This is a genomic window from Bacteroides sp. 1_1_14 (genome assembly GCF_000162515.1).
Classification (GTDB): Bacteria; Bacteroidota; Bacteroidia; order Bacteroidales; family Bacteroidaceae; genus Bacteroides; species Bacteroides thetaiotaomicron.
Map to the genome: position 1 here is coordinate 157,771 of NZ_GG774704.1, position 24,586 is coordinate 182,356.

The 24,586-nt window shown below is 45.5% G+C and carries 10 protein-coding genes and 2 pseudogenes; 8 read left to right on the plus strand and 4 right to left on the minus strand.

What is annotated here, in order from left to right:
* The first annotated feature begins 559 nt into the window (after positions 1-559).
* The 8 genes and pseudogenes from HMPREF9007_RS17045 (at position 560) to HMPREF9007_RS17010 (ending at position 16,635) form a co-directional block, all read left to right on the plus strand.
* On the plus strand, positions 560-3,712 hold the full coding sequence (locus HMPREF9007_RS17045; RefSeq protein ID WP_008760877.1) for a TonB-dependent receptor: 3,153 nt from the start codon (positions 560-562) through the stop codon (positions 3,710-3,712).
* 24 nt (positions 3,713-3,736) lie between these two features.
* Positions 3,737-5,701, plus strand: coding sequence for a RagB/SusD family nutrient uptake outer membrane protein (locus HMPREF9007_RS17040; protein WP_008760878.1), 1,965 nt, complete (start codon positions 3,737-3,739; stop codon positions 5,699-5,701).
* Positions 5,702-5,758: 57 nt separating this feature from the next.
* Positions 5,759-7,285: a C2 family cysteine protease gene (locus HMPREF9007_RS17035; protein ID WP_011109041.1), complete on the plus strand. Its 1,527-nt coding sequence runs from the start codon at positions 5,759-5,761 to the stop codon at positions 7,283-7,285.
* A 25-nt stretch (positions 7,286-7,310) separates the two neighbouring features.
* Positions 7,311-8,546, plus strand: a complete 1,236-nt coding sequence (locus HMPREF9007_RS17030; RefSeq protein ID WP_008760880.1) for a DUF4302 domain-containing protein — start codon at positions 7,311-7,313, stop codon at positions 8,544-8,546.
* A 281-nt stretch (positions 8,547-8,827) separates the two neighbouring features.
* The gene (locus tag HMPREF9007_RS17025) at positions 8,828-11,113 is read left to right on the plus strand and encodes a GH92 family glycosyl hydrolase (RefSeq protein ID WP_008760881.1); all 2,286 of its coding nucleotides are present in this window, start codon (positions 8,828-8,830) and stop codon (positions 11,111-11,113) included.
* A 6-nt stretch (positions 11,114-11,119) separates the two neighbouring features.
* Positions 11,120-13,459 (plus strand): GH92 family glycosyl hydrolase, encoded by a 2,340-nt coding sequence (locus HMPREF9007_RS17020; protein WP_008760882.1) that lies wholly within the window; start codon positions 11,120-11,122, stop codon positions 13,457-13,459.
* A 29-nt stretch (positions 13,460-13,488) separates the two neighbouring features.
* Positions 13,489-14,283, plus strand: a complete 795-nt coding sequence (locus HMPREF9007_RS17015) for a basic secretory family protein (protein WP_008764203.1) — start codon at positions 13,489-13,491, stop codon at positions 14,281-14,283.
* A 13-nt stretch (positions 14,284-14,296) separates the two neighbouring features.
* A pseudogene (locus tag HMPREF9007_RS17010) lies at positions 14,297-16,635 on the plus strand (GH92 family glycosyl hydrolase).
* A 130-nt stretch (positions 16,636-16,765) separates the two neighbouring features.
* On the opposite strand, the pseudogene HMPREF9007_RS17005 reads toward HMPREF9007_RS17010, so the two are convergent.
* From HMPREF9007_RS17005 to HMPREF9007_RS16990, 4 genes and pseudogenes are all read right to left on the minus strand, one after another.
* Positions 16,766-17,556 (minus strand): annotated as a pseudogene (locus HMPREF9007_RS17005) (LytTR family DNA-binding domain-containing protein).
* 17 nt (positions 17,557-17,573) lie between these two features.
* The gene (locus HMPREF9007_RS17000; protein WP_008760884.1) at positions 17,574-18,632 is read right to left on the minus strand and encodes a histidine kinase; all 1,059 of its coding nucleotides are present in this window, start codon (positions 18,630-18,632) and stop codon (positions 17,574-17,576) included.
* Between the two features lie 62 nt (positions 18,633-18,694).
* Complete coding sequence (locus tag HMPREF9007_RS16995) at positions 18,695-19,624, minus strand: efflux RND transporter periplasmic adaptor subunit (protein ID WP_008760885.1); 930 nt, start codon at positions 19,622-19,624, stop codon at positions 18,695-18,697.
* Between the two features lie 76 nt (positions 19,625-19,700).
* Positions 19,701-24,026 (minus strand): CusA/CzcA family heavy metal efflux RND transporter, encoded by a 4,326-nt coding sequence (locus HMPREF9007_RS16990; RefSeq protein WP_008760886.1) that lies wholly within the window; start codon positions 24,024-24,026, stop codon positions 19,701-19,703.
* Positions 24,027-24,586 lie beyond the last annotated feature (560 nt).

A 24,586-nucleotide genomic window follows, 5' to 3' on the forward strand; every position in this document is an offset into this window, starting at 1 on the left:
TTCCGGATAATTAAGTCTTTCGAGGTCCTTATTTATTCGTTCCACTATAGTTGGGCGCAAGAGGAACTATAGTGCTTCTTGCGTCCAACTATAGTGGAACGAAAGGGAAACTACAGTAGAACGAATCAATTTGGACTGATAAGAAATTAGTTTTTCAAAGTCTTTCGGTTAATGATTCGGGATTCCTTCATTCCTTCTGTTCTTTGGTCGTTTGGGGTGACAGATATATTTGAATTCATGTCTGTATAGATTTTATTTATTACTACTTACGAATAAACATTTTAATTAAAGTGGCGAAAAGGTGGCTATTATAACTTGATACAATGTACGTAAACTTGTGCTCTATTTGTACACGAATGAATGCTATGTGTTGATATATAGATGTTTATAATGTGCTTTATTTCTCCTTTCTGTTCTATGAATGAGCATTTTCATTTTGACATAATTTTGTCACTTCTGCGGAATATTCTTAATATTAAAAGTTTTTAATTTGCCTCCGCTTATAAGAATTATATAGGCGATTGATAACCTTAGTATTAATTAAAAAAAACAAAGTAACATGAATTTGTTTGAAATGGAAAAACATCACACAAAGACATTGTGGCTATTGGCATTACTGCTAACATTTAGTACAGTAGTGTGGGCACAAGGTACTCCTGTAACAGGGCGTGTGTCTGATGAAAAAGGCGAATTGCTCATTGGAGTGAGCGTTCAGGAAAAAGGTACTACGAATGGTACCATAACAGACACCAATGGTCAGTATAATCTGAAACTGACGAGTAACAATCCCATTCTTATCGTATCCTATATAGGATATAAATCACAAGAGGTAAAAGTAGGCAAACAGAAAGTGCTGGACGTAATTCTTGCAGAAGATGTATCGTCACTGGACGAAGTGGTAGTTGTGGCTTACGGACATCAACGTAAAGTATCGGTAGTAGGTGCGCAGTCATCTATGAAAATAGAAGATATAAAGATGCCGACAGCTAATTTATCTTCTGCTATTGCTGGACGTTTGCCGGGTGTAGTAGCTGTGCAACGTTCAGGAGAACCGGGGCATGATGATTCCGATCTTTGGATCCGTGGTATTTCTACACTGGCGGGTCAGAACTCTAAACCACTGGTATTGGTGGATGGTGTGGAACGTAGTTTCAATAATATCGACCCTGAAGATATTGAGTCGTTTACGGTGCTGAAAGATGCTTCTGCCACAGCTGTATATGGAGTACGCGGTGCTAATGGTGTAATTCTGATTAAAACCAAACCGGGTAAGGTGGGCAAGCCGCAATTCTCAGTAGACTACTATGAAGGTTTTGTGACATTGACAAAGAAACCTGAAATGGCGGATGCCTTTACGTATATGGATGCTGCCAATGAAGCGTATATGGATACTAGAGGCAGTATGTTATATTCTCCTCAATATATTGAGGCTACGAAGAAAGCCCATGGATTACTACCGAATGAAAATCCACTGATGTTCAATCCTTATTTGTATCCGAACGTTGATTGGATGAACGAATTATTCAATGACTGGGGACATAATCGTCGTGTAAATGTAAGTGTGCGTGGTGGTGTACCTAATGCCACTTACTACGTTTCATTGAGTTATTATAATGAAAAAGGTCTGACACGTACCGCTGAAATGGAGAACTATGATGCTAACATCCGTTACGACCGCTACAATTATACCGCTAATTTGAACTTGAAGCCAACAGAAACGACTACTATTGATTTGGGCTTCAATGGTTTCCTTTCTATGGGTAACTATCCGCAGCAATCTACCAGTGACTTGTTTGCGTCAGCTATGGAGATTAATCCGGTCTATTTGCCGTTAATGATGCCTGATGGTTCTGTACCAGGTATCTCTACCAATGGTGACCTCCGTAACCCGTATGCCGATTTGACTCGTCGTGGTTACAAAAATGAAGCAAGAAATCAGTTGAACTCCAACATTCGTTTGACGCAAGACCTTGGTTTCTGGAAGTGGAGTAAAGGGCTTACCGCCTCTGCCATGTTGGCTTTCGACGTGCATAACAGTCGTGACCTGAAGTATAACAAGCGTGAAGATACTTACAATTTTGCCGGAACTAAAGACGAAAACGGATTGTGGAATGATGATGTATTTGATGCAGATGGCAATTATCGGTATGCACTGACCTATACAGGACATAAAGATCTTGCATTTGACCAGGGCGCTTCCGACTCTAGAAGTACTTACTTTGAAGCTTCTTTAAATTACGACCGTTCGTTCGGTTTGCATCGGATAGGTGGTCTTTTGCTTTATAACCAAAAGATTTACCGTTCGAGTTCTGATAATCTGATCGGTTCTTTGCCCTATAAGCAACAAGGCTTGGCCGCCCGTGCTACTTACTCATGGAACGACCGTTATTTTTTCGAGGCAAACCTTGGGTATAATGGTTCCGAGAACTTCAGTCCAGAAAAACGTTTCGGTTTCTTCCCTGCATTTGGTCTTGGCTGGGCTATCTCTAATGAGGCTTGGTGGGAATCTTTGCAAGAAACTGTTTCTTACTTTAAAGTGCGTTATACAGATGGCTTAGTTGGTACGGATGCTGTAACAGGACGGCGTTTTATGTACCTAGACCAGATGGCGAGCGTAGATGGTTATCGTTTTGGCGACCAGAATAACGGTGTTGGTGGTTGGGGGTTCAGCAAGTACGGAGCCAATGTCGGTTGGTCTACTTCCCGCAAGCAAGACTTAGGTGTTGACTTAAAATTTTTCAAAGACAATCTTTCGCTGACATTAGATATCTTTAAAGAACATCGTAAAGACATCTTTATTACCCGACGCGTTATTCCTGATTATTCCGGGTTCGTAGAAATGCCTTATGCTAATTTGGGAGTGGTAGACAATAAGGGTTTTGAAGCTACATTGGAATATACACAGCAACTCGGTAAGAAATGTTTCCTGACTGTCCGTGGTAACTTCTCATGGAATGAAGATAAAATTATAGAGAACGATGATCCCCGGGTACAGTATCCGTGGATGGAAAAAAGAGGAACGAACGTGAACGGACGTTGGGGATGGATCGCCGAAGGGTTATTCACTAGTGAAGAAGAGATCATGGACCATGCCAAGCAGTTTGGTGAAGGGCATCCGGGACAGATTTCGAAAGTGGGTGATATCAAATATAAGGATTTAAATGGTGACGGAGTAATTGACGATTATGATAAATGTCTGATAGGTCAGGGTGACGTACCTAAGATTTATTATGGTTTTGGTGCAGATTTACAATTAGGTGATTTCTCTGTCGGTGCGCTCTTTGCCGGAAATGCCAAGGCAGACCGTTGTTTGGGAGGCAATGCCATGTATCCTTTTAATGATGGTTCAGGTATTACGAACTTGTTTGCAAACATTACTGACAGATGGTCTGCTGACAATCCGACTAATCAGGATGTATTCTATCCTCGTTTGCATCATGGAAACAATGCGAATCAAAATAATATGAAAACCAGCACATGGTGGCAGAAAGATGTCAGTTTCCTGCGTCTGAAACAGTTGACTATTGCTTACCAACTCCCGAAGAAGTTGATTAATCAAACATTCCTGAAGAGTGCGCGTATTTATGTGATGGGCACCAACCTATTGACATTCTCTAAGTTCAAATTATGGGATCCGGAGTTGAATACCAATAATGGTACTGCTTATCCTAATGTACGTACTTATTCAGTAGGTGTGAATGTAAGTTTTTAATAATAATCAGTTAGCAAGAAGGATATGAAAAATATATTTAAAATAGGAACTTTGGCGCTGTGTTTGGTGGTCGGACTTAGTTCGTGCAATGATTTCTTCGATGCAATCCCCGGTGAACAATATGACTTGGAGGATACGTTTACTAATCGCTCGAAGACAGAACAGTTTTTGAATAATGTGTATAATTATGTGCCCGATGAAACATTAGAACGTTTTGCAAGGAATACGATGTCGGGGATCTGGACAACCGGTTCGTTGGAATGCAAGCTTTCATGGGACGGAAATAATGGTAGCGAATGGGCTTCCGGAGCCACCTATGCAGGTTCCTCATGGATAAACTTCTGGTACATCGAGTATTATAAAGGAATTTCTCGTGCCAGTACATTTATCATGAATGTAGACCGTTGTTTGGAAGCTTCGGCCGCACAACGCAAACAGTGGAAAGCGCAAGCCAGAGCTTTGCGTGCTTTCTATTACTTCATGATTTTCCGTTCCTACGGCCCATTTGTGATTTTGGGGGAAGAACCAATTCCATTGGATATTTCTACTGCTGAACTGCTGAAAGAACGTAATACGGTAGATGAATGTGTGGATTTTATGGCGAAGGAATTTGATGATGCGGCAAATGAGCTTCCTGATAGATATGACGGATCCAACTTGGGACGTATAGACAGAGCTGCATGTAAAGCTTTCAAAGCGAAAATGTTGTTGTATGCGGCAAGTCCGCTATTCAATTGTAATCCCGATTATGCCGCCATCGTTAATCCGGAAAGTGGCAAGCAACTCTTCCCGCAAGATAAATCGCAGGAAAAAGCGAAATGGGAGGCTGCACGTGATGCTTACAAGGAATTCTTTGATGAATACGGTAACACTTTCTCTTTATATACGGAGAAGACAGCTGATGGAAAGATTGATTTCTATGAATCTTATAGAAAAGTGACATCGGGAGTTTTGTACGGTACAGAGAATAAAGAACAGATTTTCATTCGCTTGGCAGACCATGATTACCGGGCTTACGAAACCACGCCTTATCACAAGGGGTACGATGATAATAATGGTGCTTTGAGAGGTGGTCTGGGATTTGGTGTACCTCAGGAAATGGTGGACTTGTACTTTATGAAAGACGGTCGCCGGATTGTTGACGATACGAACTATAAAGAATATGAGGGGGTACCTTCTAATGAATATTTGGGATGGTCAAGTAACTATACTGACGAAGTAGTTCCTTCCAGAACCTATTTCAAGAGCAATTCGAATCAAACATTGAAACAATGGGCTAATCGCGAACCGCGTTTTTATACGAACATTACATTCCATGGTTCTACTTGGTTGAAGACAGATACTCCGCGTGGAGAAATAACCACAGAACTGACTTATAACGGTAATTCCGGTTATGCTAATGCCAATTGGGATGCCCCTTACACGGGTTATGGTATGCGTAAAATGGCTTCAAAAGAAGGACGTAGCGGGGCTAACAGGCATTGTGCAACTTTGCTTCGTTTGGCAGACATGTACTTGGGGTATGCTGAAACGTTGAGCGCTTGTGACCAACGTAATGAAGCGATTAAGTATGTAAATAAGATACGCGCCCGTGCCGGTATTCCTGGATATGGTGCGGTAGGTACTAAGGACGATAATGGATTTGCATGCATTCCTTATGAAGATACACGTGACGGAGTGGACAAACGTATTCATCGTGAACGTTTGGTTGAGCTGATGTTCGAATGGAATCATTTCTTTGATGTACGTCGTTGGAAAGTAGCCGATATGGCTGTAGGCGATGATTGGATTTATCCTAAATATCATAGAGGTGGAGAAGGCGGACCTATTCATGGTATGGCTTTCCGTTCGGATGCTCCTGCATTTTTTGAGAAGGTAGTAGTAGAAACACGTACATTTTTGCCTAAACATTACCTCTTCCCGATTCCTGACGAAGATGTACGTCGTAATCCGAAGATGGTACAAAATCTGGGATGGACAACGGAGTAATATACTCCGGATGTCCGATCTGCGAATGAATGAAAGAAATTAATGAAAAGAAAAACAATGAAGATACCTCAAATAAGATGTAGCGATGTGAATGCAGTGAAGAGAATCATTTTTCTTTTGGTGCTGCTAATTCCCTTTTGTCTGGCAGGATGTTCGTCCGACGATGATGAAGGAGATAATGGAGGAGAAGGTCCGAACGAAGATGCTCCGGTTTCTTATGTACTTGGTTCGGGTAACACAAATATGCCCTCCAGTGGTACAATTATAGCGCAATATGCTGATGCTCCTGTCGGTTCGGAAATCAGACGTTTGGTAGACGATAATGCTGACACGAAGTATGTTACTTATCATAGTAGTTTCAACATCACTTGGAATGGAAATAGTAGTAAGGCTGTCACTGCCTATTCGTTGACCTCGGCTGCCGATACTCCCGAAATGGACCCGAAAGATTGGACACTCTATGGTTCTAATGATAATACTACGTGGACAGAACTGGATGCGCAGACAAACCAACTTTTTGCAGCGAGAAAAGAAGAGAAAAGCTATGAAGTGGATAATGCAACTTCCTATCGTTACTACAGACTTTCTGTTGAAGCGAACAATGGTGGTGCTGCCACGCAGATAGCTGAATGGAAACTGGTGGCCATGCGTTCATATACGGAGAATATCAACGACTTGATTGCTAGTAAAGGTTCCAGTACGTTTAGTGCGATAACTCCGATGGGTAGACAGCATGAGAATGACAGAGAAGCTACGGCAGCAGACTTGAAATGGCTTGCCGATCCTGCTGAAGAACCTGAACCATTTGGAGATGGTGGGACGAAGATGGCTTGGAATACATTCAATGTTGTATCCATTTATCCAAATGGAAATCCTGTGATGTCTGATGTAAATCAGCGTTGGGTAGGTGACTGCTGTGCTTGTGCGGTGATTGCTTCGATGGCATACCTCTATCCTCGTTTCGTAAAACACATTATCAAGGATAATATGGACAAAACATACACAGTTACTATGTATGACCCGAAAGGAAAACAAATATCAGTGGGTGTAGGTGGCGACTATTTTATCGGTAATAGTGGCGATTTAGGTGCCTTAGGCGGCAGAAATAAAGAAGTCACTTGGGCTACGATTCTCGAAAAGGCTATGATTAAGTGGAATCAGATCTATCAAGGTAGTTCTAATGTCGGTGGTATTGGTACTGAATATGTTTCTGCTATCTTTACCGGCGACGGGGAAAGTGTAGGTTTCGGTGCAAATGCATTGATTGCCGAAGACTTACAACGCGCGGTGGAAGTGTCGCTCAAACAGGGTAGACTGGTGATCGGTGGTTTTACAAGAAGCGGTGAACAGGTAGATCAAAATTGGCAGACGACCAGTGGGCATGCGTTTACGTTTATCTTGCCGGATGATAATACTCATCTTTTCAAGATGCGGAATCCTTGGGGAGGTACTACTGACGGTGTGATGAAAGTGAAGGATGACGGACGGATTCCGCCGATGATTGACTTACGTATTTGTGCGCCGGGAGCAGCCAAGAATTATGGAGTGGGACCGGACTTGGGAGGATATATACCTAATTTCTAATTTCAAATCTTAAAAGAAAAACATCATGAAGAAACTTATTTATATAATGTTGTCGTTGTGTTGCCTGGTTTTTTATAGTTGTGGCATGACGGAACCTTGGAAAGACTGGGAACATGAAGGTGACATGAGTGCAGACCGCTTGCGTCCTTCAGAGGTAAAAGAACTACTGTGTGCGGCAGACGGATGGAAAATGATTTATCAAGGAGTAACGTTCTACTTTCAGTTTGATGAAGAAGGAAATGTAGCATCGGATTCAGACGAAACGTTGTTGAAGAATGAGGTTGGAACAGATTATTCTCTGGATTTCCAGGGGGAAAAAGCGGTGTTGCTTACCTTGCTGAATGGAGGAATGCTACAATATTTGAACGAAAACTCGGAGACGACATTTGTCATTACGGGGTATTCTGATTCACAAATTACAGCTGTAGGACAGACGCATGGCAAAGAAATGATCTTGACTCCGGTCTCAACTGCAGCTTTGCAACAAGCTAAGGAGAGAAAACGATTGGCCATTATTGCTTATAATAAAGCACAGGCCATGGATTTGCTTAAGGGAGAGTTGAATAATGGTGTATTTCGTAGGTCATCCTCTTCTTTCCTTGCACACTATTTGATTATTTGCGACGAGAGCAATAATTGGAAAGTGAAGATTTCTGCAATAGATAACGGTGTGGTAAAACACACAGAGTATCCGATGATAATTGATACAACGAATGATGAAAATGCAGTGTTGACTTTGGGTAGCAATGTGACGGTAGATGGAATAAGTTTAAATAAACTCTATTACAACTATTTGAATGGTGAAATTGAAACTGACAATGCTAATGTTGTATGTGATACTCGGAAAGCCTCTGATATTGCAGCATGGTATGCAGATGGTTGGAAGACCCATATAGTAGATCAGGATGAGATTCATGCAGACTTTAAGGGAATCTTCCACTCTGGTGTGGAGTTTGATGATCGTAATCCGAGGAATTTGATTGCTTGTCCGTGGAGTGGTATGGGATCTTATATTGGCTTTGCGGTTACTATGACAGCAGATAATGCTACTGGTCGTATATTCATCAGCTTGGGCGAACCATATGATTTATTCGGATGGAATAATAATCCGGCTGATTATAACCGTGTACAGCAGGATTACAGTAAATTCCTCTCTTTCTGTGTTTCGGAAGACGGCTTCTATTGGAGTTATGATGACAACGACAGTATGGTGTATGTGCTAAGTGCTACAGGCGAGCGTTGGTTTAGAATGAAGAAGTAACCAGTCTTTGAAAAAAGCAAGAAAGTAAACAGAACATAATCTCGATTACTTTCTTGCTTTTGTTTTTGTTTGTACTCTATTTGTATTTTCTTATGGGCAATTATTTGATTATTAGTAATTTAATTTGTGCTCTGTTTGACTCCTAGTTCTCTACTCTGACATTCTCGCCCGGACGTGCTTTTTGTCACGTTAGAGTATAGTTATTAATTTTCTATTGCGTTAATTTGTAACGTGAATAATAACACTCGCTAATCTAATATTAATAGTTTAACTCTTATATCATGAATAAACAGAAACTACTGTCTATCACAATGACTCTATTGTTGGGAGTCTCCTCTATCTTTGCGCAAAAGCAGCCGGTGGATTACGTGAATCCCCTGATGGGAACCGACTCCAAGATTTCGCTCTCCAACGGAAACACCTATCCTGCCATTGCACTGCCTTGGGGGATGAACTTTTGGATGCCGCAGACCGGAAAGATGGGGGACGGTTGGGCTTACACGTATGCTTCTGACAAAATCAGAGGTTTCAAGCAGACCCACCAGCCCAGTCCCTGGATCAATGACTACGGACAGTTCTCCATTATGCCGATGACCAAACAGCTGAAGATTGATCAGGACAGCCGTGCTTCCTGGTTTTCGCATAAGGCAGAGAAAGCAACTCCTTATTATTACAGTGTTTATCTGTCAGAGTATAACATGACAACGGAGATTGCCCCGACGGAGCGTTGTGCGTATTTCCGTTTTACTTTCCCCGAAGCGTCCGATGCTTATGTGGTAGTAGATGCTTTCGACCGTGGTTCGTATGTGAAGGTGATTCCTGAAGAAAATAAGATTGTAGGTTATACGACACGTAACAGTGGCGGTGTTCCGCAGAATTTCAGGAACTACTTTGTGATAGAGTTCGACAAGCCTTTTACATTTAATAAAGTATGGGCGGACTACCATTTGGTAGAGACGCATCTTGAACTGCAATCCAATCACGTAGGTGCTGCCATCGGTTTTTCGACAAAGAAAGGAGAGCAGGTGCATGCCAAAGTGGCTTCCTCATTCATCAGCCCCGAACAGGCGGAACTGAATCTGAAAGAAATCGGAAACAAGACATTCGAACAGACCAAGGAAGCCGGACGTAAAGCTTGGAATGACGTACTGGGACGTATCAAAGTCGAAGACGATGATGAGAACCGGATGCGTACCTTCTATTCTTGTCTGTATCGTTCGGTATTATTCCCCCGTATGTTCCACGAAGTGAATGCGAAGGGTGAAACGGTACATTACAGCCCTTATAACGGTGAAATCCGTCCGGGATATATGTTTACCGATACCGGTTTCTGGGATACGTTCCGTTGCCTGTTCCCGTTTGTCAATTTGATATATCCTTCAATGGGAGAGAAGATGCAGGAAGGACTGTTGAATACATATCTTGAAAGCGGATTCTTCCCCGAATGGGCGAGTCCGGGACATCGTGGCTGTATGGTCGGAAACAATTCGGCTTCCGTAGTGGCAGATGCTTTTATGAAGAATGTGACCAAAGCGGATGCGGAGAAAATGTATGAAGGTTTGCTCAAAGGAGCCAACAGTGTACATCCGAGAGTTTCTACAACAGGGCGCCGTGGATACGAATATTATAATAAACTGGGTTATGTGCCTTACGATGTAAAGATTAACGAGAATGCGGCGCGTACATTAGAGTATGCATACGATGACTGGTGCATCTACCGAATGGGTGAAAAGCTAGGGCGTCCGGCAGAAGAACTGGAACTCTATAAGAGCAGAAGCCAGAACTACCGCAACCTGTTCGACCCTGAAACAAAACTGATGCGTGGCAAGAACGCCGATGGCACCTTCCAGACTCCTTTTAATCCGTTCAAGTGGGGGGATGCCTTTACCGAAGGAAACAGCTGGCACTATACGTGGTCTGTATTTCATGATGTACAGGGACTGGCCGATTTGATGGGCGGCAGAAAGATGTTTGTCAGTATGCTCGATTCTGTGTTCAACCTTCCACCGATATTTGATGATAGCTACTACGGAGGTGTGATTCATGAAATCCGTGAAATGGAAATTGCCAATATGGGTAACTATGCGCACGGCAACCAGCCTATCCAGCACATGATTTACTTGTATAACTATGCAGGCGAGCCCTGGAAAGCACAGTACTGGCTGCGTGAAGTGATGAACCGCCTCTACTTTGCCACTCCCGACGGTTATTGTGGTGATGAGGATAACGGACAGACTTCTGCCTGGTATGTGTTTACCGCTTTAGGCTTCTATCCGGTATGTCCGGGCAGCAATGAATATGTGATGGGTGCTCCTTATTTCAAGAAAGCGACGATCACACTGGAGAACGGCAAGAAACTGGAAATCTCCGCTCCTAAAAATAGTGATGCCAATCGTTACATCCGTTCGCTGAACTATAACGGTAAGAACTATACAAAGAATTATCTGAATCATTTCGACTTGCTGAAAGGCGGACGTCTGGTATTTGATATGGATAATAAACCGAATAAAGGAAGAGGTATTAACGAATCCGACTTCCCCTATTCCTTCTCTCGTGATAACAAGTAAGCAGGTATGAATAAGATGAAAAAGAAAGTATTGATGATGACTATGGCGGCGGTAACCTTGTCCGCCGTAGCTCAGCAACCGGTAGATTACGTTAATCCGATTATCGGAACCAATGGTATGGGGCATACTTTTCCCGGTGCTTGCACCCCTTTCGGATGGGTACAGCTGAGTCCGGACACAGACACAATTCCACATAATGTGAATGGAGCTTATCAGAAGAATGCGTATGAATATTGTGCCGGTTACCAGTATCGGGATAAAACCATCGTAGGTTTCAGTCACACCCACCTCAGCGGCACGGGACATTCCGACCTGGGAGATATATTGCTGATGCCTGCTGTCGGCGATGTAAAATTGAATCCCGGACGGGCGGACCATCCGGAAGAGGGTTACCGTTCGCGCTTCGATCATGCCACAGAGAAAGCGACACCCGGATACTACGAAGTGATGCTGGACGACTATGGCATTAAAGCGCAACTGACAGCTACTCAACGGACGGGTGTACATAAATATACCTTCCCGAAAGGAAAAGACGGTCATCTGATCCTGGACCTGGTGCATGGTATCTATAATTATGACGGCAAAGTATTGTGGGCAAACCTGCGGGTGGAAAACGATACATTGCTGACAGGATACCGCATCACCAACGGATGGGCACGTACGAATTATACCTATTTTGCCATTTCCTTGTCACAGCCGATCAAGGATTACGGATATAAGGATAAGGAAAAGGTATTGTACAATGGCTTTTGGCGTCGTTTCAAGCTGGAGAAGAATTTCCCGGAAATCACTGGTCGAAAGATCGTGGCTTACTTTAACTTCGAAACGGCCAAAGATCCCGAACTGGTTGTAAAGGTAGCCTTGTCGGCAGTCAGCACGGAAGGCGCTGTAAAGAACCTGCGTGCCGAGGCTTCCGGAAAGAGCTTCGAACAGTTGGCGGAAGCTGCACGGACAGACTGGAACAATGAACTGGATCATTTCGAAATAGAAGGTACACCGGATCAGAAGGCGATGTTCTACACTTCGCTTTATCATACCATGATTAATCCGTCCGTGTATATGGACGTAGACGGTTCCTATCGCGGTCTGGATCATAACATACATCAGGCGAAAGGATTCACTAACTATACTATATTCTCACTTTGGGATACATATCGCGCGGAACATCCGTTCCTTAACCTGGTGAAACCGGAACGCAATGCGGATATGGTGGAATCAATGATCAAACATGAACAGCAGAGCGTGCATGGCATGTTGCCGATATGGAGCCTGATGGGAAATGAGAACTGGTGTATGAGCGGTTATCATGCTGTGTCTGTGCTGGCGGATGCAATAACCAAAGGAGTTTTTTCAAATGTGGATGAGGCATTATCGGCGATGGTTAGCACATCTACGGTACCTTACTATGAAGGTGTAGCCGATTATATGAAGCTGGGATATATCCCGCTGGACAAGAGTGGTACGGCAGCTTCCTCTACGTTGGAATATGCATACGACGACTGGACTATTTATCAGACAGCCTTGAAAGCCGGTAATAAAGAGATAGCGGATACTTACCGCAAACGTGCTCTCAACTATCGTAACATCTATGATACAAGCATCGGTTTTGCCCGTCCCCGCTACAGTGACGGCACATTCAAAAAAGAGTTCGATGTGTTGCAAACTTACGGCGAAGGCTTTATCGAAGGTAATTCATGGAACTTCTCCTTTCATGTACCGCATGATGTGTTTGGTATGATCGACCTGATGGGAGGAGAAAAGACATTCGTACAGAAACTGGACGAACTCTTCTCCATGCATCTGCCGGAGAAGTACTATGAACATAATGAGGATATTACGGAAGAATGCCTGGTAGGTGGATACGTACATGGCAATGAACCGAGCCATCATGTACCTTATTTGTACGCATGGACCTCCCAACCGTGGAAAACACAGTACTGGCTGCGTGAAATCCTGAACAAGATGTATAAGAATGACATCAACGGACTGGGTGGAAATGATGATTGCGGACAGATGTCGGCATGGTATCTTTTCTCTGTGATGGGCTTCTATCCGGTTTGTCCGGGTACAGACCAGTATGTCCTTGGTGCTCCCTATCTGCCCTATCTGAAGCTGACACTTCCCAACGGAAAGACACTGGAAATCAAAGCGCCGGGCGTCAGCGACAAGAAGCGTTATGTACAGTCACTGAAACTGAACGGCGAGTCTTATGATAAAATGTACATCACACACGAGGATATCCTGAAAGGAGGCGTATTGGAATTTAAAATGTCGGCATCGCCCAACAAACGTCGTGGAGTATCGGCGCAGGACAAACCTTATTCATTAACTAATGGAATCAATTAACAGCATCAATAAATAATCAAGAAAAGAATATGAAAAAGAGACATTTGGTATATGCAATTGCCCTGATTGTGGGCATGGGAGCTTGTGCGGCAAGTGCGAAGAAGCAAGCTGAAGCAAAACCGGACGTATGGAAAAGCTACAATGTAGGAACTGTCTTGTTCGAAGATAAAGCTTCGGAAACAAAAGGTTCAGACATTTATCACCGGATCATTCCGGATGCGGAGTCTTATATCAAAGAGCAGGCACGCACTGTATTGGCTACTCTTTATAACTCACCGGAAGACAGCATAACTCCGGTGAACAAGATACATTATACACTGGAAGACATCGAAGGAATTTCTGCCAAAGGCGGTGGTAATGGAGACGTTACTATCTTCTACAGCACACGGCATATCGAGAAATCATTTGCGGAAAACGATACGGCAAAGCTGTTCTTCGAAACGCGTGGGGTACTGTTGCACGAACTGACACACGCCTATCAGCTGGAACCGCAAGGCATCGGCTCTTACGGAACCAATCGTGTATTCTGGGCATTTATTGAAGGAATGGCAGATGCCGTACGTGTAGCCAACGGCGGATTCGACGGACCGAATGCCCGTCCGAAAGGAGGAAACTACATGGACGGTTATCGGACAGCAGGTTATTTCTTCGTCTGGTTGCGCGACAATAAAGATCCTGAATTCCTGCGTAAGTTTAACCGCAGCACACTGGAGGTGATTCCCTGGTCGTTTGACGGAGCTATCAAGCATATCTTGGGAACAGAATATAGCATAGATGAACTATGGCATGAATATCAGGTTGCTGTAGGTGATATACAGGTGTAATATACGATTGGATATGGTTAATAAAGTTGGTAGAAAAAGGTTGTTTTTGGTTTGGTCGTGTCTGGTGAGTATCTTGCCGGGCATGGCTCAAACTGAAAAGCTGACGGACTACGTGAACCCGTTTGTCGGTACGGATGGTTATGGAAATGTTTATCCCGGTGCACAGATTCCTTTCGGGGGAATCCAGATAAGCCCCGATACGGACAGCCGCTTCTATGATGCAGCTTCCGGATACAAATACAATCATCTGACATTGATGGGATTCAGTTTGACGCACTTGAGCGGAACAGGTATTCCGGACTTGGGCGACTTTCTGTTTATCCCCGGAACGGGAGAAATGAAACTGGAACCCGGTACTCATGAAGATCCCGATCAAGGCTATCGTTCGCGTTACTCACATGATAAGGAGTGGGCGTCCCCCAATTATTATGCTGTGGAACTGGCAGACTATGGAGTCAAAGCCGAAATGACTTCCGGTGTGCGTAGCGGTATGTTCCGTTTTACTTATCCAGAGTCGGATAATGCGTTCATCATGATTGATATGAACCATACGCTCTGGCAATCCTGCGAATGGTCGAATCTGCGAATGATTAATGATTCGACTATCACCGGATACAAACTGGTGAAAGGGTGGGGCCGGAACGTCATGTGTACTTCACGGCTACTTTCTCGAAGAAGTTGACCGGACTGCGCTTTGTACAAGACAAAAAGCCGGTTATTTATAACACTTCCCGATTCCGCAGTTCTTACGAAGCCTGGGGAAAGAATCTGATGGCTTGTATCTCCTTTGATACAAAGGCAGGAGAAGAAGTGACGGTGAAAACAGCCATCTCTGCAGTCAGCACAGACGGTGCCCGGAATAATATGAAGGAACTCGACGGATTAACTTTCAACGAGTTAAGGGCGAAAGGGGAAGCCCTTTGGGAAAAGGAACTTGGAAAATATACGTTGACTGCTGACCGAAAGACAAAGGAAACGTTTTATACTTCCGCCTATCATGCCGCTCTGCATCCGTTTATCTTTCAGGATTCGGACGGGCAGTTCCGCGGACTAGACAAGAACATAGAAAAAGCGGAAGGATTCACGAACTATACGGTGTTCTCTCTTTGGGATACCTATCGGGCTTTGCATCCCTGGTTTAACTTGGTTCAGCAGGAGGTGAATGCGGACATTGCAAATTCTATGTTGGCTCATTACGACAAGAGTGTGGAGAAGATGCTTCCTATCTGGTCTTTCTACGGCAACGAAACCTGGTGTATGATTGGCTATCACGCCGTATCCGTATTGGCGGATATGATCGTGAAAGAAGTGAAAGGCTTTGATTACGAGCGTGCATACGAAGCGATGAAAACCACAGCGATGAATCCGAACTACGATTGCCTTCCGGAATATCGTGAAATGGGCTATGTACCATTCGATAAGGAAGCGGAGTCAGTGTCAAAGACACTGGAATATGCTTATGATGATTATTGCATCGCACAGGCAGCCAAGAAATTAGGCAAAGAAGACGATTATCATTATTTCCTCAACCGTGCTTTGTCTTATCAGACCTTGATTGATCCCGAAACGAAATATATGCGCGGACGCGACAGCAAAGGTGACTGGCGCACTCCGTTTACTCCGGTTGCCTATCAGGGTCCGGGATCGGTACATGGCTGGGGTGATATCACGGAAGGATTCACGATGCAATATACCTGGTATGTGCCGCAAGATGTGCAGGGATATATCAACGAGGCCGGTAAGGAACTGTTCCGCAAACGCCTGGATGAGCTTTTTACGGTAGAACTGCCGGATGATATCCCCGGAGCACATGATATACAGGGGCGTATCGGAGCCTATTGGCATGGAAATGAACCTTGCCATCATGTTGCATACCTCTACAACTACCTGAAAGAACCGTGGAAATGTCAGAAGTGGATACGTACCATCGTCGACCGTTTCTACGGAAATACACCGGATGCATTGAGTGGTAATGACGATTGCGGACAGATGTCTGCGTGGTATATGTTCAACTGCATCGGTTTCTATCCGGTGGCTCCGTCCAGCAATATTTATAATATCGGTTCGCCATGCGCAGAGGCTATTACGGTCCGGATGAGTAATGGAAAAAACATTGAAATGACAGCGGACAACTGGTCGCCGAAGAACCTGTACGTGAAGGAGCTTTATGTCAATGGTAAAAAGTACGATAAGTCCTACCTGACGTATGATGATATCCGTGATGGAGTGAAACTTCGTTTTGTGATGAGCAGCAAGCCGAATTACAAACGGGCGGTGTCCGATGAGGCTGTACCTCCTTCGATTTCCTTACCGGAGAAGACGCTGAAGTATAAATCATCAATTGGGTTTTAATAAGGTTAGGTATTAAGATAAAAATGGAAAGGATGAGGCTGGGCTTCATCCTTTCCATTTTTAGAACTGATATCCGATACTTATAAAGAACGAATGCATATAGTGGGATTTCAATATAGTCCCGCTTGTTTTACTTTTTGCTCGAAAACCATTCCTTAAATTCCGCTACCCGTGCTTTGCTTACCAATATCTTCTCTGTCATTCTGGAGTGGTGCAGATTAATGGACAACCGGCTGTTGAACCATAAATCAAGATCCTTTATCGCCTCCCTTGAAATCAGAAACTGCCGGTTGACTCTGAAGAAGAGACTAGGATTCAAACAATCGACCAACTCATCCAGCGTAAGAGAAAAGTTGTATTCCACCCCGTCCGTTAAGACAGCTTTTACCTGACAATCTTTGATATAGAACAGTTGAATCATGTCGATCGAGACAGGAAGTAGCTTATCGCCTTTTATCGGTATGAGGAAATGCGTCTTATAATTCTCCTGTTTTTTCAGCGAGTGAATGAGGTGAAGTAGTTCCTCTTCCTTATTTTCCCGTCTGCTTCCGTTTTCGGGGATGGTATCCTGCAAGTTGTCCAATTTTTCAAACGCATGTTCGATGTCCTCTTTGCCGATAGGTTTCAGCAGGTAGTCGATACTGTTCACTTTGAAGGCACGCAGGGCATATTCGTCGTAAGCCGTGGTGAAGATAATGGGGCAGGTGATGCTGATATGATCGAATATTTCGAAAGCAGAACCATCCGCCAGGTGAATATCCATAAAAACGAGTTCCGGCATCGGGTGGATGCCGAACCATTCGATGGTGGAATTGATGCTGTCCAGTATGGCAATAATTCAGCTTCCGGTTTCACTTCGTTGAGCAGGGAAGTCAGATTGCGTACAGCAGCTTTTTCATCTTCAATAATAACTGTTTTCATAACACTTGGCTTGTCGTTCATTGTACTTCATCAATAAGAGGAATGCAAACGGAAAACTCTTTGTCCTCTGTGATTTGTATGTCCTGTTTGAATAATAGCCGGTAGCGTTTGGCGAGATTGACAAGTCCGATGCCGGTGCCGGAGGCAGCGGTCCGTTTGGGCTGAATGTCGTTGCTGACGGACAGATATCCCTCGTTGTTGGTGACGATATGGATAGTCAGCGGTTTGCGGTCGCTGATTTCATTGTGCTTCACGGCATTCTCTATCAACACCTGTACCGCCATCGGAGGGAGACGGTAGTCTTCGAAAGACTTGGCTATCTGTATATCAAACTGCAAGTTGTTCTCAAAACGCATCTTCAGCAGGAAGATATAAGCAGAGGCGAACTCCATCTCTTCCCGCAGGCTGACACTTTGCGATTCGTTGCTTTGTAGCGTATACCTCAGTACCCGCGAGAGTTCCTGAATATAATCCTGTGCCTTATCCTGATTCTCCCGTACCAATGAACGCAGCGTATTCAGTGAGTTGAACAACATGTGCGGATTGAGCTGATTCTTCAATACTTCATACTGGTTGCGGATGTTTTCCGCCTGTAACTGTTCGTTCTCAATCAATACCAGTTGCTGGCGGCGGACAAGGTAGATGATGCAGCAACTGCTGGTGACGAGGCAAGCCATGATGAAGTCGCGCAACGGATGGAGATAGTGGTGCACCATCGCATCGATGGCAGGAATATCAAATGTCCGGTGCAGGAAGACAAACACTTGTCCCAGCAGATTGCTGAGTATCCATGTCAGGATGAAGGAAAGCAGAATCTTTGCAGCCGTTATTTTAATGGACGCCTGGTTGAAATGGAACAAGCGCGTATTGATGGCAAAAAGTATGAGTAACGAAACGAAGGTAAACAGAATCTCATTTGCCACATCCATAAACTTCATCCCCGGGAAAAGCGAATGGCTTTCGAAACGGTCGAAGAGAGAGACCGATTCCGGAAAATGAATGAGCACAGCCACCATCAGCGAGATGATGACCGTGGACAGGAAATACTTATCTTTATTGATAGCTTTCAATACCATGTTGCAAAGATAATGGTTAATTACGAATTATGCATGATGAATGGCTGTCGCTGCACGGCAGATTATTGTTTTTGGATATGTGCCGTGACGTACATCCCCGGTCGGAACTGCGGATTCGTCTCCTTGATGGAAGCGTATACTTCGAGTGAGCGGTTCACTTCGTCCACTTTTTGTCCGATGGAGATGACCGTGCCGTTGAACGTTTGTGTACCCATGCCGTTGACACGGAATTGTACGGGACTGCCTGTTTGCATATCTGCAAGGTCTTTTTCGTAGGTAGTCAGGCAGAGCATCGGTGCGCTTTTATCAATCACTTCGCAGAGAGCTTCTCCCGGATTGATGTACTTTCCCATGTTCATAGCTACATTGACCACATATCCGCTGATAGGAGCTTTTACTTCCAGAAGCGGCTGGATGCCATCCCGAAGCAGTGTTTCCGGATTCACGCCCAAAAGCGAAAGTTGTGCGGCGGCAGCATCCTGACGGCTTTTCATCGAAAGATAATCCGCTTTGCTTTGCTGGAACTTCTTCTGCGAAGCCGCTTGTTCGGCAGAGAGATTCTTTTGCCGTTCGTATTCCATACGCAGATATTCTGTTTGTGCGTGGCTGTCCAGGTAAGTCTGTTGGAGGGTGATAAACTCCGGATTCTCCAAAGTGGCGATTACAGAATTCTTGGTAACGTGTTGTCCGGGGAGTAAGGAAGTGTTTTTGATCACTCCGCCGATAGTCAGTGCGACGGTTGCCTGCCGTTGGGGCGGAAGGACGATCCGGCCGTTGAACGAAACCTGATTGGGGCGGGAAGTGGCGGAAGTGATTGCATCCACTTCGGGCTGTGCAGTGGCATCGGCGTCGCTTTGACCATTGTTTTTTCCCATTTCCGGATTCACGCTTTCTGTTGCAGGGTCCGCCACAGACTCTGAATCCGCCGTTTGTTGTTGTCCCTTGCAAGCTACTAAGGCGAGCAGAAGGATGGGGTAAAATATCTTTCTCATACACATTTTTATATTAAGTACTCTTGCAAAATAATCTTCTATATTAACAGGGAAATTGTTCATTAAAACTCTCCATTTATTCAAACAATTCATGTTCCAGAGCGGCAATGTTATACTGATAAACGGTTTCGATATACCCTCGCCGGATGTCCCGTGCCGTCGTGACGGACTGTATGTATTCGGCAACGCCCGTTTCGCTCTGTTGCAGTTGCAGGTTGGCGGCTTTGGTCAGTTCTTCCGCTTCTTTGAGAGCGGAAGTAGTATAATAGCGCAGGCTCTCGTTGTATCGTCGGAGAGAGGCTTCCAGTTCCATTACCTTATTGCGAAGTTCGCGGATGTTGGCATCCGCCTGAATCTGTGCCGAAGCAGCAGCCAGTCTGGCTTGCTTCACCTTGCTTTTCTGGGGCAGGAAGTAAACGGGGAAGGAGACTCCCACCATCCATGCATTCAGATTCTTCAAGGGAAGAATGTCCTGACGGGTATACCCTACGCTGATCTCCGGAAAGAAGTGGCTGCGTTCTACATGAAGCATTGCTTTCGCTTCTTCCGCCTGACTCTGGAAGTATCCGGTATGCGCTTCGGACAGATTACCGTCCGAAAGAGTGGTATAAAAGAGAGACAAGGTCGAATCTGCCGGCACGATCGGGTTGTCGGCATAACAGCACCACTGGAAACGTGCCAGTGCCGTCTTTTCCTCTTCCTGTGCCTGATACCAGCGATTGTGCAGATCGGCGGCGGTAGTCGTCATCATGTTCTTTTCGAGCAGGGTGATTTCTCCTTGTTGATAACGTATTTCGCCGATACGTTTCAACTCTTCCGCCATCTTGTCCTGATCACGGTACATGGAGCAGAGGTTAGCGGCATATTGATAATAAGCCCATGCCCGTTTTACTTCCGCTATCACTTCTTTTTCCACCATCCGGCGATAATAAGTACTTGTCTTTACCTGTCGGCTGACCAGTGCATTCTTGTAAAACGGAGTCAGCAGCGAACCGAGGCTCTGTTCGAAAGCAAGTTCCTTGTCTTGCTTGTTTTCTCCGTTGAGTTGTCCCCATGAGTAACTGAATGAGGTGGGAGCTGCCTCGACAATCTCTCCGCGAGTGGCTTTTGCCTGACGGATGGCGTTGGCGGCTATTTTCAGTCTCGGATGATTTTGTTTGGCTATCTCGATGGCCTGTTCCAGACTGACCGCTTCCGGTTGCTGCGCTGAGGCGAAAGAAGGAATCAGCAGTAACAACGGCAGGATGACGAAGAACGGCAGATGAAACTTGCTTCCGGGACGTCTCCATACAGCGAATGAGTTGACAATCTTGTAGAATACCGGAATGATAAGCAAAGTCAGCACGGTAGAGATAATCAGTCCGCCGATGACGACCGTAGCCAGCGGGCGTTGTACTTCGGAACCGGCGGAAGTGGCGATTGCCATCGGGACAAATCCCAGCGAGGCGACCAGTCCGGTGAGGAATACGGGACGCAGCAGATGCGGGGTGCCCAGAGTGAGGATTCGGTTGGTAGTCATAGCATATTTATTTCGTTTACGAAGTTCGTTGAAATGGTTCACCATCAGGATACCGTTCAGTACAGCCACACCGAACAAGGCGATGAAACCGACTCCTGCCGAGATGCTGAACGGGAGTCCGCGCAGCCAGAGGGCTACGATACCTCCGATAAGTGACAGCGGGACGGTGGAGAATACCATCAATGTATAAGTAATGTTCTTGAAAGCGAAAAACAAGATCAGCAGAATCAGCATCAGTGCTACCGGAATGACGATCATCAGCGTATTGATGGCGTTTTGCAGGTTCTCAAACTGACCGCCGTATTCGAAGTAGTAGCCCGGTTGCAGTTTGATGTTCTTGTCCAGTGTCTTCTGGATGTTGGCTACTACTTGCTGAATGTCCGCGTCGCGTACGTTCACACCAATCACGATGCGGCGTTTGGTAGCGTCGCGGTTGATCTGCAACGGACCGCTGACAAGTTCGATGCTTGCCACCTCGCCGACCGGAATCTGAATGCCTTCGGAAGTACGCACAAAGAGCTTGTCCAGATTTAAGTCTGCCACTTTCTCCTGATCCAGACGTACGACAAGGTCGAACTTCCGTTCGTTTTCGAAAACCACACCGCTGGCTTCCCCGGCATAGGCTGTCCGGATAATCGTGTTGAGTTCTTCGATATTAATGCCGTAACGGGCTATCTTGCCGCGGTTGTATTTGACAACCAGCTGAGGCAATCCCATCGTCTGCTCTACGATGACGTCTGCTGCCCCCGGCACTTTCTCTACATACGTGGCGGCTTCCTTTGCCCTCTGATAAAGTTCGTGCGTGTCTTCGCCGTATAACTTGATTGCAATATCGGCTTTCGCACCTGTCATCAGCTCGTTGAACCGGAGCTGTATCGGCTGCGAGAAGTTAAACTCGGCACGTTCCGAGAGGGGTTCGAGCGCTTCTTTCATCTTCTCTACCATTTCCGCTCGGCTCGTTGCGCTGGTCCATTCCTTGAAAGGTTTCATGATGATCATCACGTCGGCGTCTTCCACTGCCATCGGGTCGGTGGGGACTTCTGCCGTACCGATCTTCGCCACTACGTGCTTGATTTCGGGAAACTGATCCATCAATGTCTTTTCCGCTTCTTCGGAGAGTTTGATACTTTCCGAAAGCGAACTTCCGGCGGGTAAGGTCATCTGCATGGCGAAGTCGCCTTCGTCCAGTGTCGGGATGAACTCGGCACCCAGACGGGTGAAGAGAAAGAGGGAGCCGATCAGTGCGGCAAAAGCAATGACTACGGTGCGTGCTTTGTGATGCAGGCAGGCATGCAGGCAACGCTGGTAGAGTTTGTTCAGCTGCTCGAAGAATCGGTCGGCAAGTGTCGGCTTCACTACGATGGTATGTTTCAGGAAGAGCGACGCCATCATAGGGACGTATGTCAGCGACAGGATCAAGGCGCCGATGATGCAGAACACCAGTGTTTTGGCCATTGGAGTGAAGTATTTTCCTTCGATTCCGTTCAGAGTCAGTATCGGGAAGAACACGATGAGAATAATCAGTACGGCGAATGTAGCCGAGCGGACTACACCGGAAGCGCCTTTTTCCACCTCTTCGTCCATCTCTTTGCGGGTCAGTGTCCGTCCGCGGAACTGCTTGCTGTAGATGTGTGCCAGGATACCTTCCAGTATGACGATGGAACCATCTACCACAATACCGAAGTCGATGGCGCCGAGGCTCATCAGATTGGCGGTCACGTTGAAAAGACGCATCATGATGAATGCGAAAAGCATAGCCAGCGGGATGACCGAAGCTACAATCAGCCCGGCACGGACGTTGCCCAGAAAGATAATAAGTACGAGGAAGACGATGATGGCTCCTTCAATAAGGTTGTTGACGACGGTGGAGATGTTCCGGTTGACCAGTTCCGAACGGTTCAGATACGGTTCGATGCTGATGCCTTCGGGCAATAAGTGCTGTATCTTTTCCACCCGCTTTTCCAGTTCCTGCGTCACTACATTGGCGTTGGCGCCTTTCAGCATCATGGCAATTCCGCCTACGCATTCGCCCTTTCCGTCCATCGTCATCGCACCGAAACGTTTGGGGGCGCCGAAGCGGACAGTGCCTACGTCACTGATGTGTACGGGAATCCCGTTCCGGTTGGCTACCACGATCTGCTCGATGTCTTTGATGCGGGTGATCATCCCTTCCGAACGGATGTAATAGGCATTCTTTGCTTTCTCGATGTAGCTTCCGCCCGTGTTCTGGTTGTTGCTGCTCAGTGCTTCGAACACTTCGCCGATGGTGATGTTCAGTGAAAACAGGGCGTCGGGGTCTACCGCCACTTCGTATTGTTTCAGATAACCTCCGAAACTATTTATTTCCACGATGCCCGGTATGCCCGATAACTGGCGTTTCACCATCCAGTCCTGAATGGTACGGAGTTCCATAGCGTCATATTTCTCTTCGTATCCCGGAGCTACTTTCAATATGTATTGGTAGATTTCGCCCAGTCCGGTGGTGATCGGCATCATTTCCGGTGTTCCCAGTTCGGGGGAGATTTCGCCGGATACGGTTTGTATCTGCTCGTTGATCAGCTGGCGGGCATCGAGTGTGGGCACGTCTTCCTTGAAGACGACCGTTACCACTGATAGCCCGAAGCGACTGACGGAACGGATATCTTCTACATTCATGATGTTGCTCATCGCTATTTCGATGGGCATGGTGATGAGCTGCTCCACTTCCTGCGGCGCAAGCGTAGGAGATACGGTTACAATCTGCACCTGATTGTTGGTTATGTCCGGCACGGCGTCAATGGGGAGCGTCAGCATGGCATAGATTCCCCCGATAAACAGGAAGAGGGTGGTTAACCCTACGAATAGTTTTTTCCTGATCGAAAAACGTACGATAGCTTTAAACATGATTTTACAGTGTTATTGTTTCATGTTACAAAGTTACGGACTATCCTTATCCGTGATTATCGGGAAAGGATGAAGCGGAAAGATTGACAGGTGAAATGACGAAATCAAGGTCTGAACGTGAAGGGCTGTTGTCTGTCGAATCAAGGAGTTTGAACCTCCTTTGGTTATTCGCCACAACGTTTTATGCAGCGTTTTTATTGTCACTTGTCACTTTTGCGACTTAATACGTTGCAAATTAGAATGGTAAGGGTGATAATAAGAGGTGACAATAGGGTGATAATAGGCGGAACTTAGTTTTTTATTGTCACCGCAAAGAGTTGAAGCCGGGCGCTACGTCAGGTGAGACGAAACATTGAGCATTACTAAATCGAATGAAAAATGAATCAAACAGCAGTATCTCCATTGGGGGGGAGACTAAAAAGTCGATTCTATCTCTATTCTCCTCCTTCCCGAAGGAGGAGAATAGAGATACTATTGACTATCATTTGACTCAAAACATGTTTGGACATGAACATAAACTCTATAACATTATCGATAGAACTCTATGTGGTTAGATCTCA

Excerpts from the sequence above, each read along its gene's own strand:
- HMPREF9007_RS17045 (WP_008760877.1), top strand. The coding sequence starts at position 560 with ATGAATTTGTTTGAAATGGAAAAACATCACACAAAGACATTGTGGCTA.
- HMPREF9007_RS17040 (WP_008760878.1), top strand. The coding sequence starts at position 3,737 with ATGAAAAATATATTTAAAATAGGAACTTTGGCGCTGTGTTTGGTGGTC.
- HMPREF9007_RS17035 (WP_011109041.1), top strand. The coding sequence starts at position 5,759 with ATGAAGATACCTCAAATAAGATGTAGCGATGTGAATGCAGTGAAGAGA.
- HMPREF9007_RS17030 (WP_008760880.1), top strand. The coding sequence starts at position 7,311 with ATGAAGAAACTTATTTATATAATGTTGTCGTTGTGTTGCCTGGTTTTT.
- HMPREF9007_RS17025 (WP_008760881.1), top strand. The coding sequence starts at position 8,828 with ATGAATAAACAGAAACTACTGTCTATCACAATGACTCTATTGTTGGGA.
- HMPREF9007_RS17020 (WP_008760882.1), top strand. The coding sequence starts at position 11,120 with ATGAATAAGATGAAAAAGAAAGTATTGATGATGACTATGGCGGCGGTA.
- HMPREF9007_RS17015 (WP_008764203.1), top strand. The coding sequence starts at position 13,489 with ATGAAAAAGAGACATTTGGTATATGCAATTGCCCTGATTGTGGGCATG.
- HMPREF9007_RS17000 (WP_008760884.1), bottom strand. The coding sequence starts at position 18,632 with ATGGTATTGAAAGCTATCAATAAAGATAAGTATTTCCTGTCCACGGTC.
- HMPREF9007_RS16995 (WP_008760885.1), bottom strand. The coding sequence starts at position 19,624 with ATGAGAAAGATATTTTACCCCATCCTTCTGCTCGCCTTAGTAGCTTGC.
- HMPREF9007_RS16990 (WP_008760886.1), bottom strand. The coding sequence starts at position 24,026 with ATGTTTAAAGCTATCGTACGTTTTTCGATCAGGAAAAAACTATTCGTA.